Genomic DNA, 14,665 nt, shown 5'->3' on the forward strand with positions numbered 1-14,665 from the left:
GCTCGGCTTGATGTCGAAGGTCCACTTCATGGTGAGCATGGCCCACAGCAGGAAGCCGCCGGACGAATGCTGGACCCCTTTCGGGGTGCCGGTCGAGCCGGAGGTGTAGAGGATGAACAGCGGATGCTCGGCGCTGACCCATTCCGGCTCGCACACATCGGCCTGGTGCGCGACCAGCTCGTGCAGCCAGCTGTCGCGCCCGCTTGCCATAGTGATCTTGCCGCCGGTGCGCTGATACACCACGACGTTCTTGACGCTGTCGCAGCCGCCCATCGCCAGCGCGTCATCGACGATGGCTTTCAGCGGCAATGCCTTGCCACCGCGCAATTGTTCGTCGGCCGTGATCACGGCCACCGCGCCAGCGTCGATGATGCGTTCCTGCAGCGACTTGGCCGAGAACCCACCGAATACGACCGAGTGCGTGGCGCCAATGCGGGCGCAGGCCTGCATCGCGGCCACGCCTTCGACCGACATCGAGACGTAGATGATGACGCGGTCGCCCTTCTTGATGCCGAGCGACTTGAGGCCATTGGCCAGCTTGCACACTTTCTGGTGCAGTTGCTGATAAGTCACCTGGGTGACCTTGCCGTCGTCGGCTTCGAAGATGATCGCGGTCTTGTTGGCGTTGCCGTTTTGCAAGTTGCGGTCGAGGCAGTTGTAGGACACGTTCAGGTGGCCGTCCTCGAACCATTTGTAGAGCGGCGCAGTCGATTCGTCGAGCGTCTTGGTGAACGGCTTTTGCCAGATCAGGTTTTCGCGCGCCAGCTTGGCCCAGAAGCCTTCAAAGTCCTGCTCGGCTTCGGCGCACAGTGCATTATAGGCGTCCATGCCGGAGATGGTCGCGTCTTTCACAAACGCTGCCGACGGCTGATACCGCTTCGGCGCGTGCGTTGACAGTTCAATGTCATCCATTTTCATCCTGCATCCATTTTGTTCATTCTCACACCAATTGGTCCGGAATCCAGATTGCCCGGGTATTTCACGGATTGCCTGTTGCGTCGTGAAAGCCGGTTCTCTCGAAAACAGGAATATAAAAAAGGCTGACGACGGTAGTCGTCAGCCAAAGCACCCAAGGCGGTTCGAAGAAGCCAAGGCGTCTTCAATGCCTTATGGCCTGGAGACTCGTTACTTGGCCGGAAGCTTGAATACCCATACGGAGCCGCCTTGCTCGAGGAAGTTAACCTTCTTGGCAACTTCACCGCCCCACAACGGTACCGCACCGCCCCAGCCAGACACCACGGCTACATACTGGGTATCGCCTTCCTTCCATGTCACTGGCGGCGCCACGACCCCGGAGCCGGTCTGGAATTTCCAGAGCTCCTTGCCGGTTTTGGCATCGACCGCATTCAGGAAACCTTCCGGCGTGCCGTAAAACACCAGGCCGCCGGCGGTCGTCATCACACCGCCCCACAGCGGCGCAGTATTTTTGCGTTCCCAGACAATCTTCCCTGTTTTCGGGTCGACCGCGCGCATCACGCCGATGTAATCCTCGTTGACCGGACGAATGGTGAAACCGGCACCGAGGAAAGCACCACCCTTCTTGTAGCTCACCGGCTCATTCCAGATATCCATGCCCCATTCGTTGGCAGGAACATAGAACAGCTTGGTCTGCGGGCTATACGCCATCGGCATCTGATTCTTGGCGCCAAGGAAGGCCGGAGCTGCAAACACGGTCGTTCCCTTCTTGCCTGCTTCCCCTTTGGTCGGATCGCCAGGGCGTCCCTGCGCAATGAATTTAGGGCGGCCTGTTTTCAGGTCGATGCCAGAGGCCCACGTAATTTTTTTGACGAATGGAAAAGCGTTTTCCAGTTTGCCGTTTTTGGCGTCAATCACATAAAAGAAGCCATTACGATCGGCTTTTCCACCGAAGCGTTTGCCATCCATGTCGAACGTGACGAACTCGTTGACGCCGTCGAAATCCCAGCCATCGTGCGGGGTAGTCTGATAACTCCACTTGATCTGGCCGGTGTCGATATCCAGCGCAACAGTGGATGCCGAGTACAGGTTATCGCCAGGGCGTAAATGGCTGTTCCAGGGAGCTGGATTGCCGGTGCCAAAATAGGCCAGACCGGTCGACGCATCGTAAGTCCCGCCCAGCCACGTTGCACCGCCACCGGTTTTCCACAAATCACCAGGCCAGGATTTGTTCGTCGTACCGGTAATGCCGTTTTCAATTGCCTTACCGTCCTTGCCGTATTTGTAGCCCATGTGTCCTTCAATCATCGGACGGGTCCAGATTAGCTCGCCGGTCCGCGGATTGCGTGCCTCAACCCGTCCCACGACGCCGAACTCGCCGCCCGACACCCCTGTCAGCAACATCCCTTTGGCGATCAGAGGTGCGGCGGACATGGAGTAGCCGGCGGCATAGTCGTCGACCTTCTCCTTCCAGACGATCTTGCCGGTGTCCTGATCCAATGCAATCAATTGCGCGTCGAGTGTGCCAAAGATCACGAGGTTGTCGTACAAGGCGGCGCCGCGATTGACGACGTCGCAACAAGGCATGATCCCGTCAGGCAAACGATGTTCGTATTTCCATAGCTTGGCACCAGTCTTGATATCGATCGCATAGATGCGAGAATACGATGCAGTGACAAACATTTTCCCGTTATAGATCAGCGGCTGCGACTCTTGCCCACGTTGTTTTTCACCACCGAACGAAAACGACCAGGCCGGCGTAAGCTTGCTCACGGTCTGGGTATTGATTTGCGTTAATGGCGAGTATCGTTGTCCTTGCGTGCCCATCCCCCACGACAAGACGTTGTTCGGCGCCTTGGCGTCGTTTGCAATCATCGCATCCGTTACGCCCGCCGCGTGGGCAGAAAACGAGCTGCTCACAACAACGCTGAACAGTGCACCTATCAGCTTTTTATGCATGTCACCCTCCTCATGTAAATTGGATACTTCACTTTTTTATTTCAACCAGCGTGACACCTATAGGCAAAGCGCATGCCATCAATTCTTTGTACTCATCACAGCATTTTTGGCTCAAATCCCGGCAAACTGGCAAACTCGGCTGCGCTAGAATTTGGCAGCTGTGACAGAACAGAACAAACGGCTGCTGCGCTTGCCAGCTCCACTGTCTAGACCGGAGCGCCGCCTGCATCGGGTCCGGTCGGCACCGTTTCAGATTCCAGCTGTGCACACTCTTCGTCGGAAAACAGTCTCGAGCGCGTCAGAAAACGCGATCCCGTGCCGTTATCAAGCGAGAACATGCCGCCCATGCCCGCCACAACGTCAATCACGAGCTGCGTATGTTTCCAGTATTCGAATTGCTCGGCACCTATGTAGAAGGGCTGGCCATCCAGTGTTCCCAGAAAGACATCGGCCGGCCCGATACTGAAATCGCCCGATGGGTAGCACATGGGGGAACTGCCGTCACAGCATCCGCCCGACTGGAAAAACATCAATGGCCCGTATTTTTCGCGTAACAACCGGATGAAGCTCAAGGCAGCTTCGGTCGCGACCACGCGACGGATGGCAGATGGATTCATTTTCTTCTCGCACTGAGATGCACGGCGTGCCCGACAGTTGGCAGGCACGCCGGCAGCGGCGCCCGATCAACGTTTAAAAGAATCCCATGGCGTTGGGACTGTAGCTGACCAGCAGATTTTTGGTTTGCTGATAATGCTCGAGCATCATCTTGTGATTTTCACGTCCGATGCCGGATTGCTTGTAGCCGCCGAACGCCGCATGCGCTGGGTACAGGTGATAGCAGTTGGTCCACACGCGGCCAGCCTGAATGCCGCGTCCTACACGGAAAGCACGCGAGCCGTCGCGCGTCCATAGACCCGCGCCCAGGCCGTACAGCGTATCGTTGGCAATTTCCAGTGCATCGGCTTCGTCCTTGAAGGTGGTGACCGACACCACCGGGCCAAAGATTTCTTCCTGGAAGATGCGCATCTTGTTATGGCCCTCGAAGATCGTCGGTTGCACGTAATAGCCGCCTTGCAGATCCCCTGTCAGATTGCTCCGGTCACCACCGATCAGGGTCTTCGCCCCTTCCTGTTTGCCGATATTCATATAGGACAGGATCTTTTCGAGCTGCTCCTGCGACGCCTGCGCGCCGATCATGGTCGATTTGTCGAGCGGATTTCCCTGCTTGATCGCAGCTACACGCTTGACCGCACGTTCCATGAAGCGTTCATAGATAGATTCCTGAATCAGAACGCGCGACGGGCAGGTGCACACTTCGCCCTGATTCAACGCGAACATCGCGAAGCCTTCAAGACACTTGTCGAAGAAGGCATCATCCTGATCCATCACATCGGCAAAGAAAATGTTGGGCGATTTTCCGCCCAATTCCAACGTGACCGGAATGATATTTTGCGCGGCGTATTGCATGATCAGGCGGCCGGTACCGGTTTCTCCGGTGAACGCAATCTTTGCGATGCGCTTGCTGGATGCGAGTGGCTTGCCTGCTTCCAGACCGAAGCCGTTGACAACATTCAGCACGCCCGGCGGCAGCAGATCTGCGATGAGTTCCATCAGGACCAGAATGGAAGCGGGCGTTTGTTCAGCCGGCTTGAGAACGATGCAATTTCCCGCTGCCAGCGCCGGCGCCATTTTCCACACCGCCATCAGGATCGGGAAGTTCCAGGGAATGATCTGCCCGACCACACCAAGCGGTTCATGGAAATGGTATGCATATGTTTCAGCATCGATCTGCGCGACGCTGCCCTCTTGCGCGCGAATGCAACCGCCAAAATAACGGAAATGATCTATCGCCAACGGGATGTCTGCCGCCAGCGTTTCGCGGATAGGTTTGCCGTTGTCGATCGTCTCGGCCGTCGCCAGAAGTTCCAGATTCGCTTCCATCCGATCTGCAATCCTATTGAGGATATTCGCACGGTCCGCGAGCGAGGTTTTTCCCCAGCTGGCTTTGGCCGCGTGCGCAGCATCCAGCGCCAGTTCTATGTCTTCCGCGGTGGATCGCGCAACTTCACAAAAAGCCTGGCCTGTAATCGGTGTAATATTTTCGAAATAGCCACCCTTCACCGGCGCCACGAATTGGCCGCCAATAAAATTTCCGTAGCGTTGCTTGAATGGGTTTTTGACGCCGAGTTTGCTGATGTCCGCCAGATTCATGTCATCCTCCTGTTGAAATATGTTGAGTCAAGATCTTCGGAGTAGGTACCTCCGAACACAGTACCTACTCAGCAATCGCCATGCCAGCTTTGTCGCATGGATCGAATCGGCTCCAGCACGCAGTAGCTCGTGCAAGTCACGCCATGGACTGACCAGCAAAACGACACTGGGTCACGGATTTAAACGAAAACGCCCAGTACTGGCGTCGATTGCGTCTGGCTGTGCATTCTTTCCCTGAGCAGAGCGGTACTCGAAGGGCATCCGTGCGCGACCATGCCGCGGCCAATACATCGCTGACCTGTTTCATTTTTGAACACTTGGCAAACTGACTGTTCCAAATTGTTCACTCATCGGACCCGCTGTTATTCAGATCCGTCTGTTGATGCGATCCGCCGTATCCGCATGCGCCGTCAATTGACGAAGAAACGAGCACCTTCAATCCGCTCTGAGGAACGTTCTGGAAAAACAATGTGTCGCGCTGGCGGTATGCGCGGGGATGCAGCGCTCGTGGCATTTTGCAATGAACATGAGCGCGATCAGGATATGCAGGAAGGTGAGATCGCCCGGATTTTGTCGGGGCGTGGACGGACGTCGCCAGGAAATAATATTGTTCGGCGACGCCCGCGGCCGCTCAACCGCTAACAGCTCAGGTTGAGATCCAGACAGCGCAGTTAGAAGCTGTGATTGATACCCAGCTGTACAGCGGTGGTTGTTTTTCCTGCAGCGGCAAGGAAGACATTATTGTTTGCCACCCCAAACGGGGCGCCGGAAGTATAGCCACTCCCCGCATTCACCCCGGCTACCAGGGCGTAGAGGGTGGTGCGTTTCGACAATGAATAATCATCGCTCAGGATCCATGTTCTGGATGTATCGCTTGCGCCGTCTTTGTTGCTGGAATAGTAGTACGCCAAGGTCGCGCTGTTGCTTGCTGATGTTCGATAATTCAGCCCTGCGCCATAGATTCGATACGCGGCCAATTCGACTCCGGAGGCAGGATCGCTATTCTTGTCGTTCAGGTAGTTGACCGTCACCGTGGCATCGCCAAACGTATAGCCGGCACCAAGACTATATTTTCTGGTTTGCACGCCGTCTCCTCCGGTCAAACCGGCCGGCCGACCATTCTCCGACTGGTAAGCGGCGGACAGAGTTACAGGGCCGGCGTAGGTCGCACCCAGCGCAATGACCCGGTTCGCGGCAGTGCTGCCGGGATTTTCGCCCAAGCTGTAGGAGCCGCTCAAATTGACATCTGCAATTTTTGTGCTGACGCCAATGGCATTCGCGACAAAAACGTCAATGACCGAATTGGAGTTTGCCGGGGCGGTCGCCGTTCCGACGTTTAAAGGACTTTGCGTTAATGCCCAGGACAGCAAGCCAGAAAAGGTCTCTTTCAAGCCACGCGGATCGGTTGCGGCAAATGCCAGTACCGCAGGCGAGTATTGTTTGCCCAATGTCAATGTACCGTAACTATTTGACAGACCAACGTTCGCCTGACGACCAAACAGCCCGCCCCATTGACCGCCTTCACCGGTGCCCGAAAAGAAGTGGCCTTCGAGATTGAAGTTGGCTTTCAAACCGCCACCGATATCTTCCGATCCTTTGAATCCAAAAATGCTGGGGCTCAGGCCACCCGTGTTGAATGCAAATGCGTTTCCCGTACCGCCGCTGGATTTTTTTTGATTATTGACATTGACAATACCCGCATCAACCACACCGTAGACGGTTACTGACGATTGCGCGTGTGCAGCGCCAGCAATTGCGCCCAACGCCATAAATGCCAATATCGACTTCTGTCCATCCAATATCTTTTTCACCGAGATCTCCTCTATCTATCCGTTTTTTTTCAAAATTACATCGCGTGTTGTTGCATCAGGCTATTGGCAAAATACATGCCTGTGGCAATCCGCGATGGACGTTCGAGAGCCTTGCGATTCATCGTGGAACCGCTGTTGAATTGCATCGAGGATTGAATAATCGATGGGCGTTCGTATGAAACGCCCCGATTTAAGGACTGTCACGTCGCATGATCAATGCTGCGCGGGTGGATCAGAAAGGGGGCCTGACGGTAGGGAATCCAGGTCATTCAGCGAGCGTGGCATGCGTCAAATCGGATCACATCGACATCGGTCTGTTCAGATTCTGATCGCAGTTCATCGCAGGCAGATATGCCTCAACTATGGCAGCATCCGGCTAAATACGCGGTCGCGATCGACCAGCAGATGCTTGAATGCTGCCAGCACATGCAGCGCGATCAGCGCAGCAAACACGACCGCGATGATCTGGTGAAATCCCATGAACAGATCGCGCAACTGCCTGTCCTCCCAGGCCCAGTTGGGCAGAGCGAAGCCGAAGAACTTGACTCCATACTTATTGAACGAAGATGACAGATAGCCAGTCGCGGGCTGCAGTACCATGCAAAGGTACTGCAGCCGATGACTCCACCTTGCCGCTCTTGTCGACCAGTGCGGCATGCCATTCGGCATCGGTGGCGCCGCGTGCGTCAGACGCCACCCTAAGCGCATCAATATCAGCACCCCGGCCAGCACGCCGAAGGACTTATGCAGGTTGAAATACAGTGCCCGGTCTGGCGTCCCCTTCGGAATCCCGACCATGTAGTAGCCTAGAAACAGCATACCGATGATCAGCACCGCGATCACCCAGTGCAAGCCAATCGCCGGCAAGGCGTAACGTTCGCCCCGCTTGCCTTCCGCTAATGGCAGCGTGCTCATCGGATCACCACGCCCCAGGGCAGCGCGCCGACTGCCACTTCCTTGCTGACCGTATTGGTTTCGGTATCGATGACGGACACCGAGTCGGATCGGCCGTTCGCCACATACAATTTTTTGCCGTCAGGTGTGATCGCCATGTTCCAGGGACGCTTGCCGACCGGGATGGTGGCGATGACTGCGTTGTTGGCGGTAGCGATCACCGATACCGTGCCGTCTTTGCCATTCGATATATAGACCCGGCTCCCATCCGGGGCCATGGTGACGCCATTCGAAAAATTACCGCCCTTGATCTGCGCCACGACCTTTTGCGTGCCCACGTCCACCGCATAGATCATGCTGGCAATCTCGGCCGCGATGTAGACCTGACTGCCATCCGGCTTGAAAGCGATGCCGCGCGGGCGCATTCCCAGTGTTACCGACGCGACCTGCTGCCGTTTTGAGACATCGATAATATCGATCGAGTCAGCCTCCTCTGCACTGACGTACAGCCATTTTCCATCCGGGCTGAATTCCGCGTGCTCGGGATTCTTCCCCGCCGTCTTGACGCTGAATACCTTCTTGTTGGTTGCAGTCGATATGAAGCTGACCGAATTCGTTATTTCGCTGGCTGCAACGACCCAGTCTCCTGCCGGCGAAATGCCGACCCCTTCGGGCGACTCACCCAAAGGCACCGTGCCCACTACCGCTCTTTTCCGCAAATCCACAATCAGCAATGCATTGGCCGGCTGATCGCTAACGTACAAGGTGTTTCCGTCATGACTGACGGCCAGGCCGCGCGGTTTGGTACCGGCCTGAATGTGTCCAACCACACTATCGCTGGCGCAGTCAATGATGGATATGGTCCCGGATTTTTCATTCGGAACATACGCAAATGGACTCGCGATCGACGGGCAAGGCATCAGCAGGGCAGACGACAGCACCGCGCCAAGCAGGGGCAAGCGCCGTCTAACGGCTGCGAACAAGCCGAGCCCATGCGGTGTCCGGCCAGGAAACCCGTGGGGCGATAAAGTCAGGCATTCATTTTGAAAATGATTAGTGTTCATGACGGTGGAACCTCTCGAAATTTTCGGCAGGATTAACAATCGGAATTCAGCCTCAGCTGCACGCGTCACAACACCCGGGCGCGTCCTGACACATTATTTTTCATATCATGGCGCTTCATCACTTCCACGAGTACTTCAAGCCGACCCACGCCCCGCGCGGTGCGCCCGGGCCAATGAATTGCTCGTTGCTGATGTTGGCACCGTCGAAAGAGTGTCCCGCCCCGTTGAAGAAATTCTGCCCAAGCACGCCAAAATTGGCATATTGCTTGTTGAACAAATTGTTCACTCGTGCAAACACTTGCAGATGCTTGGTGACCGCATAGGTCGTATCGAGATTGACCACGGTGTAACCCGCGATCTTGCCATTACGGTCCTGGTTATCTTCGTCGCCACGCGCAAAAATCGCACTGCGATATAGCAGGTTGGTAGCGATGTTCCAATTCGGCGACGCCGCATAGTCCAGGCGCAGCTTGATGGTGTTTTGCGGCACGCCCGTCATCTTGTTGCCGCGCCGAATGACAATGTCGCCATTGGCGTTGGCGCTGGAATTGCTTGCACTGTGCTGTACGAAGGCGGTCTGATACGTGGCATCAATGTAGTTGTAGCTGAGGGTCGCGTCGAGTTTGCCCATGACCGTGTGGGCCGCGACTTCCAGACCTTGTCGGCGCGACTTGCCGACGTTCTGAAAATAGCCAGTGGCGGTGGATGCTCCGCTGCTGCTAATGAATTGGATGTCGTTGTCCAGCGCGGTCCGAAACACCGATGCGCTCCAGCCAGATGCAGCGCCCAGCTTGCCGCGCACGCCGAACTCGGCGGTTTTGGCAACCACCGGCTTCAACGGCGGATCGGCGATGAAGGAATTTGGAAGCGAACATGGAGCGTCCGGATCTGCACAAGCCAATTCGATGGCGGTGGGAGTGCGCATTCCTTCGTTGTAAGCGGCATAGGCGGTCAGTGCTGGCGTCGGATTGTAAGTTACGCCAAACCCCGGATTGAGGCGCGAAAACGCATGATCGCCGTCAAGCAACGGCTGCGCGCCGCTGCGATCGTTGATCTTGACCCGTGCATGATTGTAACGGCCGGATGCGGTGACGGACCAATGATCGTTGAGCGACAAGGTATCGGAAAAGAAAACCCCAAGGTTGCTGTTACGGGTTTTTGCATCGGTATTCAGCCCATAGTCGCTGGAGCCGACCGTGTTGCGGTCAGCAATAAAGCGTGCGTCTTGGCTCGACTGCCGGAATTGTGCATTCGCGAAATCACCGGCGATGCCGACCACAAGCTGATTGTCCATGGCGGCCAATTTGCCAAAGTAGCTCAGTTGCAGGCTTAAGCCATAACTGCTCTGATCAACGATGGAGCGGGCATTGCGCGCCTCGATCGGATCGCTGGCGCCGTAGTCGCCGTTGACGTTGCTGCTGGTATTCTCGTTGCGGTAGTTGCGATGGTAGGCGTTGGCAGACAGCTGCAATGTTTCGTTGAAATGATGACTACCCGACAAACTCCACAGCGTCGCGCGGTTCAAATTTTGATCTGGAAAGGTGTAGGACTGCCGACGATTGTCGAGAAACGAACGCGGAATTGTTTGCGAACCCTGCAATTCGTTATCCGCCGCGGTCAGGCTCATGTTCAAGCTGTTATCGACATCCTGATAACCGACCTTGCCGAATAATTGCTTGACGCGACTTGCATTGTGATCAGCCCAGCCATGATCCAGTGCATCGTTGGCAGTCACAAAGTAGTTAAGCTTACCGACCGTACCGCCCTGCTCCAGCTCGACGGTCCTTCGACCGAAGGAGCCGCCCGAGATTTCTACCTGGCCACCGGGATTGGTTCGCCCGTTCTTGGTGGTGATGGCGATTGCTCCGCCAAGGGTGTTCAGTCCAAAGATCGGGTTCGAACCCGGCATGACCTGCAGGTGTGCAATCGCCGATTGCGGCAGCAGGTCCCAGTTGACGACATCGCCGAAAGGTTCGTTGATGCGGACGCCGTCCTGAAATACCGACAGGCCCTGAGGGGTGCCCAGCAGTGGCGACGCGGTAAAGCCCCGGTAGCTGATATCCGGCTGATAGGGATTGCCTTGCGCCGAGTTGATGGTGACGCTGCTCAGGTTGTGTTCCAGGTACTCGGTGATATTGCCGGCGTGTTGCCGCTCGATCGCCGCGCCCTTGACTGTCTGCACGTTCGCGGCAACATCGCGCAACGGCAGGCCGAGACCGGGAAGCGGCATCGTACCCGTCACGACGACGGTGGGTAATTCTTGTTCGGGCACAGTCCCCGCGTCAGCAGCCAACACCTGAGCTCGCACCATGACCAGCGCACCGACCAGCATCACTTTGGTGGCGCCTGCCAACGATTTCCAACGAAACATTTTGTCTCCGGTCTTGTCGTTCTTTGTCTGCAGAGTGATCGGTGCGTGGCGCAATGTGGTATCGCTTCAATTCGAATCGTTTCTCGGTACGATCTGATATTTGATGAGCGCCGTCCGCAACAAGCTCCGACAATAATCTACGTTGCGCAATAACCGTGCCGATCAAAAAAGCGATGCCGCATGCAAGTTCGTTGGTGCTACTCGCAGGCTATTGCCAGGTGACGAATTGTTTCAAATACACACAGCTTGAATTAATTGATCCAAATTGGAACAGTGATCAAGCTCGGCGCAATTTTATGAAAATCCGATGCCTGCACCATGGCATTGCGATGCAATAGCGACGCAATGGCGACGCAAATGAATTAATTCCAGGGAACTTTGTCTATTGAAAATAGCACCGGCAGGTGGAAAATGAAGGTCAGCAAGACATTTCCGATATCGACTTCGCCGGGCATGCATACAGGATTGCGCCATCGGGCGCGCACGTGATGGAGAATGTTGTCAGTGCCTGACGTGTGAATGGAGCGCCGACCGGCAATCCGAATGATGAATCAAATCAAAAGGCTGGCGGGTTTCACCGGATTGACCAGGTTAACCTTTAACCAATGAAAATTCGATATATTCAATCATCTTGAGGAAATGAAGCGATGATCAATACCGTGCTCGAATCGGTGCTGACATGCCCGCACTGTGGCTATGCCAAGCGCGAAATTATGCCGCGGGATGCCTGTCAGTTCTACTATGAGTGCAACTCATGTCACGCGTTACTGCGCCCAAATCCGGGTGACTGCTGTGTGTTCTGCTCGTTCGGGTCGGTGAAATGCCCGCCCATTCAGGAGAACCAATCGTGCTGCGGGTGAGCATCCCGAAATCATCAGATAGGAGCGGGCCATGCCCACGATCGGCAATACACAATACTTATCGCGGGCATGGCCCGCCCCTCCGCCTCATTTTTGCGTCAGTCCGAAGAACCCAATCTCAGTGTATGCACATACAACGACACAAGGTACTGCGATTATGCAGCCAGCATCAACGATGGTGCCCCGTCTTCTCCTTGCGCAGCTTGTGCAATATCCAGCCGCTTCGTATTGGCAAAGAACGTTAATCCGAGCGACGCCGCATCAAAAATTCCTTGCGCAGCAGTCTCGGATTCCCAAGGCTTGCGTTTGTGCGGCAGCCATGCAGAAAACGCAGGAATCATGCGCACAATGACGCAGCCGATCTCGTACTTTGTCGCTGCACCGACCTGTGAGAACACTTCCTTGATAACCCTTCGGGGATACGCCTCCATTGCGATCCCACGATGCTCCGCATAGAGCGCGATGCCACGATGGAGCCGCCGAATGCGCGGGAAACGACGTGAGCCGCGCTCGTGCGTGTCCTCGATCACGAGGACATCGGGATGAAAACGATCGATCAGTTGCTTTGCAGCACGCATACCGTCCGCATGCTTATCTCTGCCGCGAACTTCTTTGGTGCCCCAGTCGTGTGGCACAAGTGGGGGCAGTGAAAAGAACAAATGCGACCCCTCGTCTGGTCACGTAAAGCGCAAGGGTGCGCGGGAATTTTGCAGAGTGCTTCATACGTTATTTTTTATGAGCTCATAGATTCGATCCGCTCCTTTGCCGCGCGCAGGATGTCGCACTTGCGCTTGGATTTAGGATTTTTGGCGCCATCACAAGCGCCGATCTGCGACTGTATGTCTTCCCATAATCCATTGAGGACTTGGTCGCAAAGGCCGGGAACTAATTTTTCTATCGGAACGCCGAAGAGAAATTCATAACGCAATGCCTGCTCCAGCTTTGGGACGCGTTTCCCTCTCTCCACTCGGGAGAGATTCGAACGGTTCTCAAATCCCATGAGGCGAGTAATTTCGCACCGAGTAAATCCTGCGGAGCGGCGACACGTCCGCAAGAAATCTCTCGAATGTCTTTGGTGCATATATCTGCTGCTGTGAATAATGGTTTAAAAGGATAGTTGCTGTCACTTTTAAACTTGTACTATTTTCGCAAAGCAATGGGGTTTTGTGGGGGTGAATGTGCCTCCGAGGCACGTTTTTGGACGTGGGGCATGGGAGCGTTCTAAATCATGGGTGCTTTAGGAAACACATGGGTTTTCAAAGCCATAAAACAAAAGGGATGCCCTGCTTGGCATCCTGATACAACGTCTCCATGTCCCCACGTCTCACGTAATTGCTGACTTATGCAGAGGTACATCAGTCGCCGCAGCAAAACTGCATATTGAGTTCAGTCAAGCCGCAGACTTGTAATACCCCGACGTAGATTGACAGAGTTATTGGATGGACTACAGTTAATTTTGGACTAACCCGCTAGCGTGGCAGTCGCCATTACCAGCTTCATTCGTTAACCCCATATCACCCCCCGCAGGAATCGTTTTTTCTACGATGAAACTAATCAAGTCTTTTGGCTTCGTTTTTAAAAAAGAGCAAGTGAATAGCCTTGGCGGAAGACCAGGCGATAAAGTTGGCCCGCGCGCAGGTGACAGGGAGTAACAAAGTAATTTGAAAGTAGTTTGGACACACCGCAGAAGCTTAAAAACAGCTTGCAGGAAAATGAAACGCATTTTCAATAGTTTCCAAAGGAGGTGGGTGTCGCTTAAAAAAGGTCAACAAAAACTCAAGTTTTGCTTTTTATGCTTTTATCTGCCTTTCGTTAAACAAGGAGATTCATAATGAAAAAGAATATATTCGCACTCGCAGTCCTCAGTGTATTTGGCATGTCCGCTGCACATGCAGTTCATGTCGGAAGTTATGATGTGAACAGTTATTGCGGGCTATTCGATGGGAACAATAATGCTAGTCCCGTTCTTGTTGGCGAACTCAAGAATGTTATTCTCCAGAGCGGCGACAAGGTTTCAATATTGAAGTGCACCGGCAGTGTCACGCCTCCCACTACCGGTCGCGCTGTACAGTACGATTACGCATCGACGGGGGTGTCCTGCGTGATACCCAATGTGCTCGGTGCGCAAACTACTAATAGGTGGAATCAAACTGTGTCGGCGACCGGTGAGGCAACATTGACCTGTCTCACGCAAAAATGAGAGAAGTGTTGCGGCAAGGAAGGTCGGTTAGTTTCTTTCATTTTCCGGAGTTGCCGGCCAAACAGCCCCGCGTCGGTAAACATCGATTGCGGATTATTCGGATCTACGCCTTCAAGCAATTTGTCCAGCGTGGCTTTGTCGATTGTTGTCATACGTATCCTTTCCAAGGATAAATTTTATCGTATGACTTCTTTCACACAAGAAATCTGACAGGCTCCGAAATTATGCCGCGGGATGCCTGTCAGTTCTACTATGAGTGCAACTCATGTCACGCGTTACTGCGCCCAAATCCGGGTGACTGCTGTGTGTTCTGCTCGTTCGGGTCGGTGAAATGCCCGCCCATTCAGGAGAACCAATCGTGCTGCGGGTGAGCATGTTGC

At 54.7% G+C, this 14,665-nt stretch carries 13 protein-coding genes; 2 read left to right on the forward strand and 11 right to left on the reverse strand.

Annotated elements, in window-relative coordinates:
- From ACFOFO_RS10370 to ACFOFO_RS10405, 8 genes are all read right to left on the reverse strand, one after another.
- On the reverse strand, positions 1 to 912 hold a 912-nt coding region (locus tag ACFOFO_RS10370), incomplete at its 3' end, for an AMP-binding protein (RefSeq protein WP_390331499.1).
- 213 nt (positions 913 to 1,125) lie between these two features.
- Entirely contained in the window at positions 1,126 to 2,874 is a 1,749-nt protein-coding gene (locus ACFOFO_RS10375; protein ID WP_390331500.1) for a PQQ-dependent methanol/ethanol family dehydrogenase, read from the reverse strand.
- 206 nt (positions 2,875 to 3,080) lie between these two features.
- Positions 3,081 to 3,491: a DUF779 domain-containing protein gene (locus tag ACFOFO_RS10380; RefSeq protein WP_390331501.1), complete on the reverse strand. Its 411-nt coding sequence runs from the start codon at positions 3,489 to 3,491 to the stop codon at positions 3,081 to 3,083.
- Positions 3,492 to 3,564: 73 nt separating this feature from the next.
- Positions 3,565 to 5,085 (reverse strand): aldehyde dehydrogenase, encoded by a 1,521-nt coding sequence (gene adh / locus ACFOFO_RS10385; protein ID WP_390331502.1) that lies wholly within the window; start codon positions 5,083 to 5,085, stop codon positions 3,565 to 3,567.
- A gap of 671 nt (positions 5,086 to 5,756) precedes the next feature.
- Positions 5,757 to 6,896: a porin gene (locus ACFOFO_RS10390; RefSeq protein ID WP_390331503.1), complete on the reverse strand. Its 1,140-nt coding sequence runs from the start codon at positions 6,894 to 6,896 to the stop codon at positions 5,757 to 5,759.
- Positions 6,897 to 7,256: 360 nt separating this feature from the next.
- Entirely contained in the window at positions 7,257 to 7,811 is a 555-nt protein-coding gene (locus ACFOFO_RS10395) for a cytochrome b (RefSeq protein ID WP_390327643.1), read from the reverse strand.
- Positions 7,808 to 8,854: a beta-propeller fold lactonase family protein gene (locus tag ACFOFO_RS10400; protein ID WP_390331504.1), complete on the reverse strand. Its 1,047-nt coding sequence runs from the start codon at positions 8,852 to 8,854 to the stop codon at positions 7,808 to 7,810. Before ACFOFO_RS10400 ends, ACFOFO_RS10395 begins: the two co-directional genes overlap by 4 nt.
- A 118-nt stretch (positions 8,855 to 8,972) precedes the next feature.
- Entirely contained in the window at positions 8,973 to 11,225 is a 2,253-nt protein-coding gene (locus tag ACFOFO_RS10405) for a TonB-dependent receptor family protein (RefSeq protein ID WP_390327648.1), read from the reverse strand.
- 647 nt (positions 11,226 to 11,872) lie between these two features.
- Between ACFOFO_RS10405 and ACFOFO_RS10410 the strand changes: the two genes are divergently transcribed.
- A complete protein-coding gene (locus tag ACFOFO_RS10410) occupies positions 11,873 to 12,085 on the forward strand; it encodes a GDCCVxC domain-containing (seleno)protein (RefSeq protein WP_390327649.1) in 213 nt (70 codons plus the stop codon).
- Positions 12,086 to 12,240: 155 nt separating this feature from the next.
- Here the strand turns inward: ACFOFO_RS10410 and ACFOFO_RS10415 are convergent, their stop codons facing one another.
- The 3 genes from ACFOFO_RS10415 to ACFOFO_RS10425 all read right to left on the reverse strand — a co-directional run bounded on the left by ACFOFO_RS10415 (position 12,241) and on the right by ACFOFO_RS10425 (position 14,437).
- Entirely contained in the window at positions 12,241 to 12,744 is a 504-nt protein-coding gene (locus ACFOFO_RS10415; RefSeq protein ID WP_390327651.1) for a hypothetical protein, read from the reverse strand.
- A gap of 74 nt (positions 12,745 to 12,818) precedes the next feature.
- Positions 12,819 to 13,166 (reverse strand): helix-turn-helix domain-containing protein, encoded by a 348-nt coding sequence (locus ACFOFO_RS10420; protein WP_390327653.1) that lies wholly within the window; start codon positions 13,164 to 13,166, stop codon positions 12,819 to 12,821.
- Positions 13,167 to 14,230: 1,064 nt separating this feature from the next.
- Complete coding sequence (locus tag ACFOFO_RS10425) at positions 14,231 to 14,437, reverse strand: hypothetical protein (RefSeq protein ID WP_390327655.1); 207 nt, start codon at positions 14,435 to 14,437, stop codon at positions 14,231 to 14,233.
- A gap of 72 nt (positions 14,438 to 14,509) precedes the next feature.
- On the opposite strand from ACFOFO_RS10425, the gene ACFOFO_RS10430 reads away from it, so the two are divergent.
- Positions 14,510 to 14,656, forward strand: a complete 147-nt coding sequence (locus ACFOFO_RS10430) for a GDCCVxC domain-containing (seleno)protein (protein WP_390327657.1) — start codon at positions 14,510 to 14,512, stop codon at positions 14,654 to 14,656.
- Positions 14,657 to 14,665 lie beyond the last annotated feature (9 nt).

Source organism: Pseudundibacterium arcticum (assembly GCF_042646465.1).
GTDB lineage: Bacteria > Pseudomonadota > Gammaproteobacteria > Burkholderiales > Burkholderiaceae_D > Undibacterium_A > Undibacterium_A arcticum.

Excerpts from the sequence above, each read along its gene's own strand:
- ACFOFO_RS10375 (WP_390331500.1), bottom strand. The coding sequence starts at position 2,874 with ATGCATAAAAAGCTGATAGGTGCACTGTTCAGCGTTGTTGTGAGCAGC.
- ACFOFO_RS10430 (WP_390327657.1), top strand. The coding sequence starts at position 14,510 with ATGCCGCGGGATGCCTGTCAGTTCTACTATGAGTGCAACTCATGTCAC.
- ACFOFO_RS10425 (WP_390327655.1), bottom strand. The coding sequence starts at position 14,437 with ATGACAACAATCGACAAAGCCACGCTGGACAAATTGCTTGAAGGCGTA.
- ACFOFO_RS10380 (WP_390331501.1), bottom strand. The coding sequence starts at position 3,491 with ATGAATCCATCTGCCATCCGTCGCGTGGTCGCGACCGAAGCTGCCTTG.
- ACFOFO_RS10420 (WP_390327653.1), bottom strand. The coding sequence starts at position 13,166 with ATGCACCAAAGACATTCGAGAGATTTCTTGCGGACGTGTCGCCGCTCC.
- ACFOFO_RS10410 (WP_390327649.1), top strand. The coding sequence starts at position 11,873 with ATGATCAATACCGTGCTCGAATCGGTGCTGACATGCCCGCACTGTGGC.
- ACFOFO_RS10405 (WP_390327648.1), bottom strand. The coding sequence starts at position 11,225 with ATGTTTCGTTGGAAATCGTTGGCAGGCGCCACCAAAGTGATGCTGGTC.
- ACFOFO_RS10395 (WP_390327643.1), bottom strand. The coding sequence starts at position 7,811 with ATGAGCACGCTGCCATTAGCGGAAGGCAAGCGGGGCGAACGTTACGCC.
- ACFOFO_RS10400 (WP_390331504.1), bottom strand. The coding sequence starts at position 8,854 with ATGAACACTAATCATTTTCAAAATGAATGCCTGACTTTATCGCCCCAC.
- adh (WP_390331502.1), bottom strand. The coding sequence starts at position 5,085 with ATGAATCTGGCGGACATCAGCAAACTCGGCGTCAAAAACCCATTCAAG.